Source organism: Ahrensia sp. 13_GOM-1096m, from assembly GCF_000620605.1.
GTDB classification, from domain to species: Bacteria; Pseudomonadota; Alphaproteobacteria; order Rhizobiales; family Rhizobiaceae; genus Ahrensia; species Ahrensia kielensis.
In genome coordinates this window covers 361,197-376,552 of record NZ_JIAX01000009.1, presented here as the reverse complement: position 1 = coordinate 376,552, position 15,356 = coordinate 361,197, and the positions used below count along the sequence as shown (strand labels likewise).

Annotated in this window: 15 protein-coding genes; 9 read left to right on the top strand and 6 right to left on the bottom strand. The window is 47.9% G+C overall.

The window, feature by feature from the left end; genetic code table 11:
- Nucleotides 1-14: 14 nt before the first annotated feature.
- The 6 genes from fabG (at nucleotide 15) to gmk (ending at nucleotide 5,378) form a co-directional block, all read left to right on the top strand.
- On the top strand, nucleotides 15-752 hold the full coding sequence (fabG, locus tag N530_RS0105820) for a 3-oxoacyl-[acyl-carrier-protein] reductase (protein ID WP_018687487.1): 738 nt from the start codon (nucleotides 15-17) through the stop codon (nucleotides 750-752).
- Between the two features lie 121 nt (nucleotides 753-873).
- Complete coding sequence (locus N530_RS0105815) at nucleotides 874-1,110, top strand: acyl carrier protein (RefSeq protein WP_018687488.1); 237 nt, start codon at nucleotides 874-876, stop codon at nucleotides 1,108-1,110.
- 52 nt (nucleotides 1,111-1,162) lie between these two features.
- Nucleotides 1,163-2,431 carry a beta-ketoacyl-ACP synthase II gene (fabF, locus tag N530_RS0105810; protein WP_026479926.1) on the top strand — a complete coding sequence of 423 codons (1,269 nt, stop codon included), beginning with the start codon at nucleotides 1,163-1,165 and terminating at the stop codon, nucleotides 2,429-2,431.
- A 123-nt stretch (nucleotides 2,432-2,554) separates the two neighbouring features.
- Nucleotides 2,555-3,763 (top strand): endolytic transglycosylase MltG, encoded by a 1,209-nt coding sequence (gene mltG / locus N530_RS0105805; protein WP_051540779.1) that lies wholly within the window; start codon nucleotides 2,555-2,557, stop codon nucleotides 3,761-3,763.
- A 42-nt stretch (nucleotides 3,764-3,805) separates the two neighbouring features.
- Complete coding sequence (locus N530_RS0105800; protein WP_035266441.1) at nucleotides 3,806-4,708, top strand: YicC/YloC family endoribonuclease; 903 nt, start codon at nucleotides 3,806-3,808, stop codon at nucleotides 4,706-4,708.
- 10 nt (nucleotides 4,709-4,718) lie between these two features.
- Nucleotides 4,719-5,378, top strand: coding sequence for a guanylate kinase (gene gmk, locus N530_RS0105795; protein ID WP_018687492.1), 660 nt, complete (start codon nucleotides 4,719-4,721; stop codon nucleotides 5,376-5,378).
- Here gmk and rsmA read toward each other — a convergent pair whose 3' ends face one another.
- The 6 genes from rsmA to lptF form a co-directional block, all read right to left on the bottom strand.
- Nucleotides 5,379-6,221, bottom strand: a complete 843-nt coding sequence (gene rsmA, locus N530_RS0105790; protein ID WP_026479923.1) for a 16S rRNA (adenine(1518)-N(6)/adenine(1519)-N(6))-dimethyltransferase RsmA — start codon at nucleotides 6,219-6,221, stop codon at nucleotides 5,379-5,381.
- Nucleotides 6,214-7,254 (bottom strand): 4-hydroxythreonine-4-phosphate dehydrogenase PdxA, encoded by a 1,041-nt coding sequence (gene pdxA, locus N530_RS0105785; protein WP_051540778.1) that lies wholly within the window; start codon nucleotides 7,252-7,254, stop codon nucleotides 6,214-6,216. Before pdxA ends, rsmA begins: the two co-directional genes overlap by 8 nt.
- A gap of 12 nt (nucleotides 7,255-7,266) precedes the next feature.
- Nucleotides 7,267-8,217: a peptidylprolyl isomerase gene (locus N530_RS0105780; RefSeq protein ID WP_026479921.1), complete on the bottom strand. Its 951-nt coding sequence runs from the start codon at nucleotides 8,215-8,217 to the stop codon at nucleotides 7,267-7,269.
- Nucleotides 8,218-8,313: 96 nt separating this feature from the next.
- The gene (locus N530_RS0105775) at nucleotides 8,314-10,695 is read right to left on the bottom strand and encodes an LPS-assembly protein LptD (RefSeq protein WP_247869171.1); all 2,382 of its coding nucleotides are present in this window, start codon (nucleotides 10,693-10,695) and stop codon (nucleotides 8,314-8,316) included.
- A 9-nt stretch (nucleotides 10,696-10,704) separates the two neighbouring features.
- Nucleotides 10,705-11,799: an LPS export ABC transporter permease LptG gene (lptG, locus tag N530_RS0105770; RefSeq protein ID WP_026479919.1), complete on the bottom strand. Its 1,095-nt coding sequence runs from the start codon at nucleotides 11,797-11,799 to the stop codon at nucleotides 10,705-10,707.
- Nucleotides 11,799-12,974 carry an LPS export ABC transporter permease LptF gene (gene lptF, locus N530_RS0105765; protein WP_162150937.1) on the bottom strand — a complete coding sequence of 392 codons (1,176 nt, stop codon included), beginning with the start codon at nucleotides 12,972-12,974 and terminating at the stop codon, nucleotides 11,799-11,801. The genes lptG and lptF overlap by 1 nt, the downstream gene beginning before the upstream one ends.
- Before the next feature lie 218 nt (nucleotides 12,975-13,192).
- Between lptF and N530_RS0105755 the strand changes: the two genes are divergently transcribed.
- Genes N530_RS0105755 through N530_RS0105745 form a run of 3 tightly spaced genes read left to right on the top strand, consistent with a single transcriptional unit; the run spans nucleotide 13,193 to nucleotide 15,355 of the window.
- The gene (locus N530_RS0105755; protein ID WP_026479917.1) at nucleotides 13,193-14,665 is read left to right on the top strand and encodes a leucyl aminopeptidase; all 1,473 of its coding nucleotides are present in this window, start codon (nucleotides 13,193-13,195) and stop codon (nucleotides 14,663-14,665) included.
- Nucleotides 14,666-14,678: 13 nt separating this feature from the next.
- Nucleotides 14,679-15,131: a DNA polymerase III subunit chi gene (locus N530_RS0105750; protein ID WP_026479916.1), complete on the top strand. Its 453-nt coding sequence runs from the start codon at nucleotides 14,679-14,681 to the stop codon at nucleotides 15,129-15,131.
- Entirely contained in the window at nucleotides 15,131-15,355 is a 225-nt protein-coding gene (locus N530_RS0105745; RefSeq protein ID WP_026479915.1) for a hypothetical protein, read from the top strand. The genes N530_RS0105750 and N530_RS0105745 overlap by 1 nt, the downstream gene beginning before the upstream one ends.
- The last annotated feature ends 1 nt before the right edge of the window (nucleotide 15,356 follow it).

The following is a 15,356-nucleotide window of genomic DNA, read 5'->3' as shown; positions in this document are numbered from 1 at the left end:
ATTAGGGATATTACATGTTTGATCTTTCTGGTCGTAAAGCACTTGTTACTGGAGCATCTGGTGGAATAGGCGAGGCTGTCGCACGCATTTTGCATGCACAGGGCGCCGTTGTCGCACTTCACGGCACACGTGAGGAGAAGCTGAAAGCTCTCGCTGATGATCTGGGCGACCGGACACATGTGATGCCTGCTAACCTTAGTAATAAGGATGAAGTGGCAGCCTTAGCAGCTAAAGCTGAGGAGACACTTGAAGGCGTCGATATTCTTGTAAACAATGCAGGTATTACGCGCGATGGTTTGTTCGTGCGCATGTCAGATGACGATTGGGACGACGTTATCAATGTCAATTTGTCGTCTGTATTTCGCCTAACACGTGCTTTGACACACCCGATGATGCGCCGTCGATTCGGCCGAATTATCAATATCACGTCTATTGTTGGCGTAACTGGTAACCCAGGTCAGGCCAATTATTGCGCGTCAAAAGCAGGTCTAATTGGTTTTTCCAAGTCATTGGCACAAGAAATTGCAACACGAAATGTCACCGTCAATTGTGTAGCCCCAGGCTTCATTGAAAGTGCTATGACAGAGAAGCTCAACGATAAGCAAAAAGATGCGATTATGGGTGCGATTCCGATGAAACGCATGGGAAAAGGGGACGAAATCGCCGCTTCTGTCGCATATTTGGCGAGTGACGAGGCAGCTTACATGACGGGGCAAACCCTGCATGTAAACGGCGGGATGGCTATGATTTAATGCGTATTCATACGCAATAAAGCTGAAGAAAATTGTCGGTACTGTGCTAAAATTGCTTGATTAGCTTGCGCGGTACGGATAGTCACACTTGAACAGAAATTAAAAATTCGAGGACTCTGAAATGAGCGATGTCGCAGAACGTGTAAAGAAAATTGTTGTTGAACACCTAGGTGTTGACGCGGACAAAGTGACAGAAGCAGCTAGCTTCATCGACGATCTTGGCGCTGATAGCTTGGACACTGTTGAGCTTGTTATGGCTTTTGAAGAAGAGTTTAGCGTTGAAATTCCTGACGATGCTGCTGAGACAATTCTCACTGTTGGCGACGCCGTGAAGTTCATCGAAAAAGCAAACGCTTAATTGCGTTTTTTGAGAGGCCGGTGCTTTAACGAGTTCCGGCCCTATTTGTGATATGTCCCTAAGACGCGTTGTTATTACCGGTGCTGGAATGGTGTCGCCTTTGGGCGCATCACTCGATAGTACTTGGTCCCGCCTGCTCAATGGTGAAAGCGCTGCAAAGCGTGTTGATACTTTTGAGACAGATGATCTGCCTGCAAAAATTGCTTGTGTTATGCCGCGAGGTGATGGCACTGGCGGTACGTATAATGCAGATGATTGGATGGAGCCCAAGGAACAGCGCAAAGTCGATCAGTTTATTGTCTATGCAATTGCTGCTGCCGATCAAGCATTGGCCGATGCTGGCTGGAAGCCTGAAACGGATGATGATTGTAACGCCACTGGCGTTTTGATTGGTTCAGGTATTGGCGGCATTGAAGGCATGGTTGAGGGCGGTATTGTGCTCAAAGAGCGCGGCCCACGACGTCTTTCTCCATTTTTTGTACCGGGTCGCTTGATTAATCTTGCGAGCGGTTACGTTTCAATCAAGCACCAACTTCGTGGTCCTAACCATTCGGTAGTTACAGCTTGTTCTACAGGTGCTCACGCTATTGGCGATGCTAGCCGTTTGGTCGCTTTAGGCGATGCAGATGTGATGGTCGCTGGCGGTACTGAATCACCGATTAGCCGCATTTCCCTTGCTGGTTTTGCTGCGTGTCGCGCTTTATCCACATCTCGAAATGATGAGCCGGAAAAAGCATCGCGCCCTTATGATAAAGACCGTGACGGTTTTGTTATGGGTGAGGGTGCAGGCATTGTTGTGGTTGAAGAACTAGAACATGCACTGGCACGCGGCGCAAAAATCTATGCTGAAATTGTCGGTTACGGTATGTCAGGTGATGCGTATCATATCACGGCACCATCTGCAGATGGTAATGGCGCGGAACGTTGTATGCGCGCTGCGCTAAAACGTGCAGGGCTTGAGCCATCTGACATTGATTATATTAATGCGCATGGCACATCGACAATGGCTGATACGATTGAACTTGCCGCTGTTGAGCGTTTGCTCGGTGATCATGCAGAAAATGTATCCATGAGCTCGACGAAGTCGTCGATTGGTCATTTGTTAGGTGCAGCAGGTGCCGTTGAAGCAATTTTCTGTGCTTTGGCTATCCGAGATCAAGTTGTTCCGCCTACCATCAATCTGGATAACCCTGAGGTTGAAACCAAGATTGATCTTGTGCCACATAAAAAGCGCGAGAGAAAAGTTGACGTTGCATTGTCCAACTCTTTTGGATTTGGTGGCACCAACGCTTCGCTGGTACTCAAGCGCTACGAAGGTTAAAAGTTCTGTTTGATGAGTGCAATTAAGGGCGATTTTCCGCCACATTGCCTTTCTATCAACAGCTAACTCAGGCTATCTATTCTATTACGAACGACTCGAATTATGACGAGTCATTGTTAGAATATGAATTCATTGAAGGGCGTGAATGTGAACGATCATGTAAAGTTCGGCCGCACCAATAATAAAGCGAAACAACCAGCTGACGATCCCGTTGGCGCTAATGGTGGTTCTCGCACCGTGCCGCAATCAGCCAGTCAGGCAATCAAAGCTCAACCCGGTTTTGAACCGCCTAAGCGCAAACGTGCAAAAACATCGCGCAGCCAAGTCGTTGTATTTTTCCACTTTCTTTTCTCGACATTCGTTCTTGCGCTCGTGCTTTTGGCGGGTGTTTTCTATTATGGAAAAGTTCAGTTTGAAAAAGCAGGACCGCTTGAGCAGGCGATGAACTATACGGTGCGTAGCGGTTCAAGCATGACACAAGTTGCCAATGGTCTTGATCGCCGTAACATCATTTCCGATGCTGAAGTGTTCAAATGGGGCTTGCGCGCCTATGGCAATGAAGAAGCATTGAAAGCAGGGGAATTTGAAATTCCCCGCGGCGCTTCGATGAAAAAAGTCATGGAAACACTTGTCAGTGGCCGTGCTATTTTGCACCCGCTCACCATTGTTGAGGGCAACACAGTTTTCCAAGCGGCGCAAAAGATTGCTGCCGATGAAACCCTTGTTGGAGAGATGCCTGCTGAATTGCCGCCAGAGGGCATGCTGATTGCAGATACACAACGTTTTCAGCGCGGTATGACACGCACTGAGATTATTGCGCGGATGCAAGCACAGCAGGAAACGCTGATTGAACAAGTCTGGGCAAAACGAGCGCCAGATCTTCCAATCGCTGATATCAATGAATTCGTAGCGCTTGCGTCGATTGTTGAAAAAGAAACTGGCGTTGCAGAAGAGCGTCCGCGCGTTGCTGCAGTGTTTATCAACCGCCTGCGCAAAGGCATGCGCTTACAGTCAGATCCGACAATTCTCTATGGTATATTTGGCGGACAAGGTCGGCCAGAAGATCGCCCTATCTATAAATCAGATATCGAAAAACCGACCCCGTACAACACCTATACGATTGACGGCATACCGCCTGGTCCAATTGCAATTCCAGGCCGCGCCGCGTTAGAGGCTGTCGCCAACCCTGCGCAAACAGAAGATTTGTATTTCGTGGCAGACGGTACAGGTGGACATGTCTTTGCTAGCACGCTTGAACAGCACAATAAGAATGTTGCTAAATGGCGTGAGATTGAAAAACAACGCAGGGAAGCGCAGACCGATTCCAACTAAAATGTTTGCTGCTACAATTAACTGAATGCCGGAGATGAAAAGATGAGTGCTTTGCAATCCATGACCGGCTTTGGTTCGGGCTCGGTACAAGTCGGCAATCGCACCGTGATCTGCGATATGCGCTCGGTAAACGGCAAAAACCTCGATGTTCGTATGCGCTTACCATCTGGGCTGGAAGCTGTTGAGGCGCAGATCAAAAAGCGGATAGCCAAGCTTATCGCACGCGGCAATTTACAGGTCTCGATAAGCGTCGATACGGCAAAGGCTGGTAATGGTCCCGTTATTAATCGTGAATTGTTTAGTGCAATCGCTCAAGAGGGGCGTGCTTTAGCGGTTGAACATGGTCTTGCTGCACCAACGACTGATGCAATCTTAGCAATGCGCGGCGTTATCATTACGGAAGATCAAGTGCTCGCTCCAGCAACAAGCGAAGAGCAAGAAGCTTTTGAACAAGCCGTCGGTGCGGCAGCCGATATCGCATTGGAGCAGCTTGTTGCCATGCGCCAATCTGAAGGCGAATCCCTTAAATCGATTTTGTCAGAGCACTTGCAGCATATTGCAAAACTCACCGCACATGCCCGTGATGATGAAGCAAATGGACAAGAGCAAATACATGCGCGCTTAAAGGCACAAGTCGATCAGCTTTTATCGCTCAGCGGTGTTGAAATTGACGCTCAGCGTTTAGCAGCAGAAGCTGCTTTGCTCGCTACTAAAGCCGATATACGCGAAGAGATTGACCGCTTAGCGGCTCATGTTAAAGCTGCTGAAAAATATTTAAGCGAGGGCGGGGCAGTTGGTAAAAAGCTGGATTTCCTGTCACAGGAATTTAACCGCGAGACAAATACAATTTGTTCAAAGTCGGCATCAGCAACCTTAACGGCAATTGGCTTGTCGCTTAAATCAGTCAATGATCAGTTCCGCGAACAAGTTCAAAACCTACAGTAATGGCAATAATATGAGTGATAGTTCTGAAACAATGATACTGGAAGATGGCATTGCGCGGCGCGGGTTGATGTTGGTTTTATCGTCGCCATCTGGCGCGGGAAAATCTTCAATCGCTCGTAATCTGCTTGCCGATGGATCAGGTATAGAACTTTCAGTGAGTGTCACGACGCGTGCACGCCGTGCCAGCGAAATTGATGGACGACACTACCATTTCATTTCTGAACGCCAGTTTTTGAAAATGCGCGAGAATGACGATCTGCTCGAATGGGCAGAAGTTCACGGAAATTTCTATGGCACACCGCGTGAGCCGGTCGAGCAAGCAATGCGCGAAGGCCGTGACATGCTGTTTGACATTGATTGGCAGGGCGCAGAACAGCTCGGCGGTAAAATGCGCTCTGATGTCGTTTCCGTGTTTGTTTTGCCGCCTAGCATGGCAGAATTGAAAGATCGCCTACACCGCCGTGCTGAGGACGATGAAGCGGTAATTGAAAAGCGTTTGGTCAATGCCGCAGCCGAAATAGAGCATTGGCGCGATTACGACTTTGTTATCGTTAATCATGATTTGGCGAAAGCCTATGGCGAGGTACGCTCGATTGTCGTTGCAGAGCGGCTTCGCCGCACGCGCAGGCCCGGTATGTACGATTTTATAACGACGTTGATTGGTAACTGATCAAACTTGCTTGAAAGCATTTGCAAGCGCACAAAACTCTTCAATTTCGAGTGTTTCTGCGCGCCTTGTACCGTCGATACCGACACGGTCGAGTAACGCAATTCCGCCAATTGGCTTCAAGCTTTGACGCAGCATTTTGCGTCGCTGGCCAAAGGCATGACGTGTAATCATCTCTAATGCCGCGCCGTCACATTCAATGGGTTGCTGGCGCGGTGTCAAATGCACAACGGAAGACGTCACTTTGGGCGGCGGCCAGAATGCTTGCGGTGAAACATCAAAAGCAATTTCAGAATGGCAACGCCACCCTGCTAAAACGCCTAAACGACCGAAATGATTATCGCCTGCCGTTGCCACAATGCGCTGTGCTACTTCGCGCTGAAACATCAGCGTCAGCGACTGGAAAAAAGGCGGCCATACAGGCCCACTCAGCCAGTTAACCAGCAATTGTGTGCCGATATTATAGGGAAGATTGGCAACAATTGCAGTCGGGCCGCTGGCAAGTGAAGCCAAGTCGACCTCTAATGCATCGCCTTCAATCACTTTAAGCCGGTCGCCATAATGATCGCTAATTTCCGCGAGAACGGGCAGGCAGCGGCTATCGCGCTCAATGGCGATCACTTGCTTTGCGCCATGCATAAGCAAGGCGCGGGTTAACCCGCCTGGACCAGGGCCAACTTCAATGACTGTCAGTTCAGATAAATCACCGGCAGTGCGCGCAATGCGTCCGGTTAAATTCAGATCAAGCAAGAAGTTTTGCCCAAGCGATTTTTTAGTCGCTAAACCATGGCTATCAATAACTTGCCGTAACGGCGGTAAACCATCAATTGCTAGAGCTTCAGACATTTGATGATGCCGCCATTTGTCCTGCCATTTTTAATGCCGCGATAAAACTATCCGGCTTTGCTTGACCCGTGCCAGCAAGACTAAATGCTGTGCCATGATCGGGTGAGGTGCGAATAAAAGGAAGACCAAGCGTCACATTCACAGCATCATCAAAGCCGAGTGCTTTGGCCGGAATAAGTGCCTGATCATGATACATGCAAAGAGCAACATCATAGGTAGCGCGTGCGCTTGCATGAAACATTGTATCTGCAGGCAGCGGACCAAAAGCATTGATGCCGCGGGCTATAAGTTCTTTTACCGCAGGTTCTACAATCTCAATATCTTCTCGGCCCATAGCACCATTTTCGCCCGCGTGCGGGTTAAGGCCGGATATGGCAAGCCTTGGCTGCGCAATCTTAAAACGCGCCTTTAAATCCATGTCGGTTGCGACAGCTGTTTCGACAATCATTTCCTTCGTCAAGGTTGTTGGTACATCGCTAAGCGCAATATGAATTGTCACGGGTATCGTGCGCAGTTGCGGCCCGGCAATTAGCATTACGGGAAGATATGTTTGGCCATAATGTTTGTGAGCAAGTTCGGCTAAAAATTCAGTGTGACCCGGATGTTTAAATCCTGCATCATAAAGCGGTTTTTTTGAGATAGGAGCGGTGACAACCCCAGATGCAAAACCATTGACCGTATCTGCAACCGCACGTTCTATGGCTTCAATGACACCGGCAGCATTGCTCGGCAATGCGACGCAGGGGTGTTCAGAAAGGGTAGATGAGAGCGGCACAACCGGCAGTGAGGATGAGAAATATGACAAAGCACCTTGCGGACTTGTTTCTTGAATTAGCACATCAAGCTTAAGCATTGCTGCGCGTGCAGCCAGTTGCGCCGCATCTCCCAGAACATAAAATGGTGGGAGCTGCTGTTCTTGGCGCATGGTCCATGCGGCCAAAATAACATCGGGACCAATACCGCTCGGTTCGCCGCAGCTAACAGCGAGCGGCTTGGGGTTTTCTCCCGCTGTTGTTGCGTGAATGTCGGTCAATTGTACTTTTTCTTAGCGCTTTTGAATACGAGCAGAGCTGCGCAATTCATCCAAATATTGTTTGCCAAGATCGCCGCCTGCATCATCCAGCGCTTGTGTGGAAAATTCAAGTTGGGCAACACGGTCATCGGAAACAGCACGCGCACGGCAAACAACAAGGAATTCAACACCGCGTTCGGTATCCTTCACGCGTGTTGTTTGGCCTTCTTTTAGGCCTTTTACGTCTTTTTCCCAGCGTTCTGGCAAACTCAATTCAAGAACGCGGCCCAAATCGCGCACAGTCACATCACGTATTTGCGTTGCAAGTTGCTGTGTGCTTTCGCAGCCACTAACACGGCCGCGCATGTTTGCTGCTTCTGTGCGCCGTCTTTTAAGCAAGCTACTGCGTTTGTCTTGCGGAATAACAAAAATAACCTGCTGTAGCAGATACTCTGTTGACGTGGGCTTTTGGCCACCTTGCTCAAGCATCTTTGCAACAACATCTTGTTCACTCATAAGGCTGTTGCGCTGCGAACGCATGCGAACAGTTTGCCCCCAGCCGATTTGCAGACGGATAAACTCTTTGAAATGTTTGGATGTGACGCCGGCTTGATCCAGAATTTTGCCCATTTGTTGGGCAGAAAGCTTGTTGCCTTTTGAAAAGTTTGCGAAGGCAGCATCAACTTGATTGTCTGGAATTCGAATGCCTGCGCGCTTTATCGCGCTGCGTTTGAGCGCATCATCAGTCAATTCATCAATGGCTAGTTGACGAAGATTGCCTTTGCGGCGCTGAAGCTTCAAAAACGCTGAACGACGCGCAATATCATAGCTGGTAACAACTTCATCATTCACAATGACCTTGATCTCAGATGCATGTGCAGCGGTTGCACCAACGACATTGAGATTGGTGTTTTGGAAAGCCAAAGGGGTGATTGCCATAGCGGCGGCAAGCAGTCCGGTCGTCAAAAGTGAATGTGCGCGCATGAATGCCTCCGACAGTCAGTTCTTAAATCAGCTGCTAAATGCAGCAAGTGTTATATAGCAGTGTCATTCATGTTTGTTCAAACAATGTCACACAAATCAATATTGCGATGAAGAAAACTCGTCGCTGTTAAGCCCAAAATCACCCAAAGTCCTGAATGATAAGAACAATTGATACTGCTTTGTAATCGTATCGGTGTTGGTGCTGCGATCTTCGCTATAGCTGGCACGCATTTTAAAGCAGTCACAGTCAAAGCCAATACCAACTGTGTAGCGGTCTAGGAATGAGTTTTCGATATCGTAGGTCGCGCCGCCATAAACCGTCCAATTCGGTGCAAATTCATAGGAGGCAGCAGTCGATACTTCATGGCGGTCGCTGATATAATTATAGATCGGTTGGCTGCCGATGAAAGCATAACCCACACGCCATTTTATACGGTTGCCAGTGTAATTGGCGGCCAAATCAGCGCGTCTTACGTCAAAATCTTTTTCGTCAAAGCGTGCGCCAACATCGAATGAATAATTGGAGCCATTGGTAAACGATACGGCGCCGACATAGTCAGAACGGTCTGTTTCCAAGCCAGAATCGGCACCCGTATTGAAAGTGTCGGCTTGAGCGAATGAATTAAGGCCAGCCAAATGGTAGGATTGACCAAATATCGCTTTGACACCCCAACCATTGTCGAATGTTCCCGTATAACGAACGCCGAGGTTAGCGCGTGTGCCACCTTCCATGCGGTCATAGCCGGAAAATTTGTCACGTGCGAAAAGTGAGTTCGCATCAAAGACAAGGCTTTGAGCATCTTCATTCGGCAATAGGCCAATCTGAGATTCGTCCGGACGCGCATAAATTTGAGCAATAGGCTCTAAAATATGTGTTGCACTGCTGGTAGAGAACAAGATTGGATAACGCACTTCAAGCCCAGCCGTTACCATGCCGCGATAATAACTATCGCTTCCGCCAAGATTAGCATCTGTAGCAGAAAGGTCGCCAGATGTGCGGTCTTCTAGGTTGGTGAAATTACTCTGTGCATGCAGAAGCGGCGTAATCATAAGGCCGCCATCCGTGATGAATGTACGCTTCCATTCTGTTTCCGCTGTCAGACTGAATGTATCAGCATCAACGCCTGGGGTCGCAAAGTTACTGCGCGTAGTATCGCCGCCAAAACGAGCATCTTCTTCTTTACGTTTCAGATAACGGCTGAACATATTGAAGGAGAGTTCACCGCCTGCAACAGGGCTTTCAAGTGTGTAATTATAATCGACACTTGGCAGAACGATAGCCTGTTCAAATTCACTGCGGCTCGCTGTGCTTGACGTTTGGTAGTCATAATAGATCGTGCGCGCATCGAAATAACTGCGTTCGCCAAGACCCGTTAAATATATATTATTCTGAAATGTGGATCCGTCATAACCTTCAACCGCGTAAGTGCGAGAAAAATTGGCATCGGTTTGAAGCATACCATTCCAGCCGAAAGCCCAGCGTGGATTGATTTTAAATCTGCCTGTCGTTCCAACCATACCGCGATTGACGACAGTGGAATCGACATAGCCAGAATTAAATGAATCTGGATCAAACTGATGAATGCCAGCTGTTTTGAGCGTGAAAACACCATTTTCCAAACGGTGGCGATATTCAGCTTCACCTAAGAAACCTTGCTTGGTGTAGCCCGTCGCTGCCAGCGTTAAATCTCTGTTCGGTGCAAGATTTATGAAATAGGGAACACGTAACCCAAACCCCAATTCCTTAGAGTTTTTAAAGCTCGGAATAAGAAAGCCCGTTTTTCGCTTTATGCTCGGGTCAGAAGTCGTGAAAACTGGAATTTTGGCAAGCGGAATACCTATGAATTCAAAGGTTGCCCGTTCAAAACGAACCGTTTTCTCTTCGCCATTCCAAATGATCTTTTTGGCTTTAATTTGCCATAAAGGGCGGCCTTCTTTGGAGACGCAATCGTTACAAGCTGTGTAAATACCATTATTGAATGTGGTAACTTCACCATTTTGGCGTGTCGCACTTTCCGCAGCAAACCGTGTCTCATCAGTCGTGACAACACGCAATGAGTTGACGAAACCATCACGGAAATCATCTGTAATATCAATTTCGTCGGCAAATGTGCGTGTGCCATCAGGTTGCAGAATTTCCACATCACCAACGGCAATCAAACGCCCGCCTGTTTCTTGATAGATAACGCGCTTGGCAATGAGAATAGTGCCATCATAATCAATGCGCACGCCGCCTTGGGCGGTGATCGTCTGATTATCGTTGTCGTAGACTAATTCATCGGCCTGTAGCAGCAATTGTGCATCAGCGCTTGGGTTCGTAAAGCCGCCGACTTGTTCGCCTGATTGCGCAAGGGCAGGGGTTGTCATGGCTGCCGCAATGGCAAGCACACTTGCACACGAAAGCGCTGCTGCTTGTCGCCAAGCACCATACGAACGTTTTTCCCCTTGATTGATCAAACGCTGATCCACCACTCTCACACCCAACAATTACCCATCCTCCCGGTGCAGCAAATACGCAATACCAAACATGCTGCTAGCTGCCACTGGCAACCAAGCTGCGATAATCGGCGATATGATTCCCGCTCCACCAAAGGACTTTGTGACCTCAGTGACGACATAAAGCATGAAGCCCGCAATAATGCCACCTAAAATCATACGTTCTGACTGACCAAATCGTGCAAACCTTAACGAAACTGTTGCGCCAATAAGTGTCATTGCAATCAACAAAAGCGGAGTCGACAAAAGTGCTTGAAATTGCATGCGATAAGGAGCCGATGTGACGCCAAATGACTGTGCCGCATTGATTTGCTTAGATAGTTGTAAAAACGGAACAAGTTCAGGTGGAACAAGTGCTTCTCTAATAACGGCAGGGTCTATATCAGTTGGCACGAAAATCTGACCCAGATCCTCGCTTGGCTGCCCTACGATACTCGCTGTTGTTTCTGTTAAAATCCAACGGTCATTTTCAAGACGCGCCCTTCTTGCATCAAGGCGGCGTTTGATTCTACCATCACCGTCCAATTCAAGAAAAACAGGGTTGAGAAGAACAATTCCGTTGCCAGAAACACGCTCTGCACCGATTAAAATGCTGCCGCCATCTTCTGAATCTTGACGCAGCCAAGGCCGCTTATCATCAAATAAATCTGCGCTTTTCTTTTGGCCTCTAAATGTGCTTTCCATCTCTGTTGCAACTGAATAGCCATAGGCTGAAATTGGATTGATAACAAAAATAGAGAACAAGCCAAAAATCAGAGCCGCGAGCCAGAGCGGCAAAAGAAATTGCCAAGCTGAAACCCCAACAGAGCGCGCAACAACAAGTTCGTTTTTCTTATTGAGTTGGATGAGCGTTGTCATAGAGGCTGCCAAAATAACGAACGGAATCGCAACACTCAAAATGAAGGGTAGGCGCATCGTCGTGATATAAATACCAAGTGAAGATGAATACCCTTGCAAATTGCCAAAACGGTTGTTCATTTCGGTGAAATCAATCAGAAAAATAAGCAAAGCTATGCCAAGGAAGAAATAAATCGTCATCTTGAGCATATATTTGAAGATATAAAGCTGAAGGGTTCGTCCGAGCATTAGGACACCTTTCTACGTGCGAAAGTCAGACGGATATTTTTCACAAATTCTGCAACCTTATCCATATATCTGAGCAACCAATCAGGCGCTTCAATCGTACGTTGTGTCTCAATCATCCAACACGAAATCGCAATGCCGATAAGCGGTATTAGATAGAGAAGGTAGATGTAGTCAGCCGTCTCTTTATTGAGGCCAATGGCAGATTCTGCCAAACCGCGATAGATGATTGCCGCCCCAAAAGCCAAAATAAAATTGGTAATACTCGCACCGCGATGGGATCTCGGTTTTCCGGCCAAGGCCACACCCGCAAAGCCTAGCAAAACGGGGTAAAGCCAACTTGAAAAACGGCGATGCAATTCGGCTGTTATTTTGCCAGGAGAGCGTTGCACTTCCCTATCATTTGGGTCCGGATTGAGCAGGTAAGACGTGGTGCGTTCCATCACGAAATAGTTGGTTTTACCGTCAGCGCGTGAAAATTGCGAAAGACTAATGGCATAGGACGCAAAGCGGATAACGGTAATGTCTTGGGTGCCAGCCGTTTTGCGATGAATTTCGCCATCGTTCAAAATGAGCAATGATTCGCCGTTCACTTCTCCGACACCGCCTGATTGTGCATAATAAATCAGATCGAGCTTAGGATCGCGCGTGTCTGAAATCATGATTTGCTCAAGCGCACTGCCATTTTTATCATTCACATAGATGGTGAGATCTTTGTCAGCGCGCGTGAAGCGACCTGCCTGAATAAGTGTTGTCAAAAGATTCGCACGTGATTGTGTCAAAACATCACGGGATTTCGCGTTGGTATAGGGTTCAATAAAATGGCTTGAAACCAATGTGTAGGCACCTGCCATAAAGCCAACGATAAGAATCGGTTTGGCGATTTGCCATTTGCCTATGCCAGCGCTTGCTAAAACCGGCATTTCTGAATCGCTATTCATCGCATTCAGCACTTGAACAGCACCCAAGGCAATGCCGAAGGGCAGAACCGCAGTTAAAAACTGAGGAATGAGTAATGACATGAAATGTAGAAACGATGTGATGGAGTTGCCGGAACCTGTCGCAAAATCAATGCGGCTGACGGCTTGTGTTACCCAAACCAACGCAACCATTGCGAGGGTAGAACCAAGTGACGCTTTCAACATACGTCCGAAAATGTAGCGTTGGATGCTGTTCACAGGCGACTCGCTTCTCTGATTTTCACCGAACAGATACTTAAAAAGCGATCTGCATCGACAACTATCTATTAAGGATTTACCATGTGTTTGACTAACACTTAGGCAATTTTAATGGTTAACAACTATTTTAGGTCGGATTTGACTTGTCAAAGCTGGTTAGTGAGCCCAAATCAATGCAAATCTCTTTTTTCTTGTAATTAAATACAAAAGGTTCGTTCATGTCCGTTGTGCCGCAAATATCATTCGCAAAACTGTCTACACCGAAAAAAGGGGCGTTGCTGATTGTACAAGCTGCGTTAAACGACGCATCGGCTCTCGTAAATGATGCGGACCCTGAAAATGTGCTCGCAAAAGCCGCAGCCTCTGCAAAATTTAAAGCCAAGAAAAGCGCTAAGCTTGATGTGCTTGCACCAGCGAGTGCACCTGTTTCGCGCATCGTTGTGCTTGGTGCCGGTGAGTTGGACAAATTGTCGATAGACGATTGGATGTCGCTGGGCGGTAAAGCCCGTGCTGCACTTGAAAATGAAGAGCAAGTAACTGTTCAACTGTCAGGTTCTGGTGCTCAGGCCGCAGCTTTTGCACATGGTTATCTTTTGCGCAGCTATGATTTTGATCAGTACAAAACAAAGAAGAAAGACGACGAAGAAAAGCCGTCTTCTCAAACGGTTTCTATCTGTCTTGAAGATGTGGCGGACGCTAAAAAACAGTGGGAAATTGAAGAGGCTGTTGCGCAGGGCACAATTCTTGCGCGCGATCTTGTCAATGAACCAGCCAACGTCCTGTACCCAATTGAATTTGCAAAACGCGCTTCTGCCTTGAAAAAACTTGGCGTTGAAATCGACGTCTTGACTGAAAAAGAGATGAAGAAGCTCAAAATGGGCGCATTGCTTGGCGTTGCACAAGGATCGCGTAATGATCCGCGTCTTGTGGTTATGAAATGGAACGGCGGTAAAGCCAAAGACAAGCCAATCGCCTTTGTGGGCAAAGGCGTTACATTTGATACGGGTGGTATTTCCATTAAGCCTGCTGCGGGCATGGAAGACATGAAAGGTGATATGGGCGGCGCTGCGGCAGTAACCGGCCTCATGCATGCTCTTGCTGCGCGTAAAGCCAAAGCAAATGTCATCGGCATCATCGGACTTGTTGAAAATATGCCTGATGGTAACGCGCAGCGACCAGGCGATATCGTCACCTCAATGTCTGGCCAGACAATTGAAGTCATCAATACAGATGCGGAGGGCCGTTTGGTTCTTTGTGATGCGCTGCATTATTGTAATACAAAATTTGAACCAAAATTCATGGTCAATTTGGCAACGCTCACTGGCGCTGTTCTGGTTGCGCTCGGCCAAGAACATGCTGGTCTGTTTTCTAACAATGATGAGCTTGCTGAAAACATTTTCAATGCAGGAAGCGCTTCTGGCGAAAAAGTTTGGCGCCTGCCACTTGGGCCAGCTTATGATAAAATGATCGACAGCAAATTCGCCGATATGAAAAACACAGGCGGACGTTACGCTGGTTCAATCACAGCGGCACAATTCCTTCAGCGTTATGTCGGTGAAACACCTTGGGCGCACCTCGATATTGCTGGCACAGCGATGTCATCGCCTGCATCAGACATCAATACATCTTGGGCATCTGGCTTTGGCGTGCGGTTGCTTAACCAGATGGTTGCCGATTCTTACGAAGGCTAAGCACGGTAAAAATGTGACTGATATTGTCTTCTACCATCTAACTGAAACAACGCTTGATGAGGCCCTTCCGGTGCTCATCGAGCGTTCGCTTGGTCGTGGGTGGAAGGCAACAATTCAAACTCATAGCGATGATGTGCGGGATCGTCTTGATGTTCGGCTATGGGAGTACAAGGCTGATAGCTTTCTGGCGCATGGAAGAGACGGCGATCCATTCGAGGCCGAACATCCGGTTTTCCTGACATCGACCGACTTGAATCAAAATGGCAGCCACATACGCTTTGTCGTTGATAATGCGGCACTTCCTGATGGTTTGAACAGCTATGAGCGCGTTGCGATTATGTTTGATGGCAATGATGAAAGCGCTGTCAGTCAGGCGCGCAACAATTGGAAGAGTTTGAAAGCTGACGGTCACACATTGACCTATTGGAAGCAGTCAATGGAAGGCAAGTGGGAGCGGGCGGCCTAATGTTTTCTGGTATGGGCGATTACATTAAAATTGGTTTTATTCTGCTGGTTCTTGGCGTCGTCATTTATTTTTTGACACGCAGCCGAAGCAAGAAGAAAATTGGAAACGCGCCAACCGGTACAACGGGGCGCGCTTCTCGTATCGGCAGGCAGGAAGAAGTGCCTGAGGTCGCCAAGAAGAAGAAACAACCAGATCAAAAATGGGGACGAGGTTCAGAAGACTGAA

Bases quoted from the DNA above. Each gene is read 5' to 3' on its own strand.
- fabG (WP_018687487.1), top strand. From the start codon at position 15: ATGTTTGATCTTTCTGGTCGTAAAGCACTTGTTACTGGAGCATCTGGT.
- N530_RS0105815 (WP_018687488.1), top strand. From the start codon at position 874: ATGAGCGATGTCGCAGAACGTGTAAAGAAAATTGTTGTTGAACACCTA.
- fabF (WP_026479926.1), top strand. From the start codon at position 1,163: ATGTCCCTAAGACGCGTTGTTATTACCGGTGCTGGAATGGTGTCGCCT.
- mltG (WP_051540779.1), top strand. From the start codon at position 2,555: ATGAATTCATTGAAGGGCGTGAATGTGAACGATCATGTAAAGTTCGGC.
- N530_RS0105800 (WP_035266441.1), top strand. From the start codon at position 3,806: ATGAGTGCTTTGCAATCCATGACCGGCTTTGGTTCGGGCTCGGTACAA.
- gmk (WP_018687492.1), top strand. From the start codon at position 4,719: ATGAGTGATAGTTCTGAAACAATGATACTGGAAGATGGCATTGCGCGG.
- rsmA (WP_026479923.1), bottom strand. From the start codon at position 6,221: ATGTCTGAAGCTCTAGCAATTGATGGTTTACCGCCGTTACGGCAAGTT.
- N530_RS0105780 (WP_026479921.1), bottom strand. From the start codon at position 8,217: ATGCGCGCACATTCACTTTTGACGACCGGACTGCTTGCCGCCGCTATG.
- lptG (WP_026479919.1), bottom strand. From the start codon at position 11,799: ATGCTCGGACGAACCCTTCAGCTTTATATCTTCAAATATATGCTCAAG.
- N530_RS0105755 (WP_026479917.1), top strand. From the start codon at position 13,193: ATGTCCGTTGTGCCGCAAATATCATTCGCAAAACTGTCTACACCGAAA.
- N530_RS0105745 (WP_026479915.1), top strand. From the start codon at position 15,131: ATGTTTTCTGGTATGGGCGATTACATTAAAATTGGTTTTATTCTGCTG.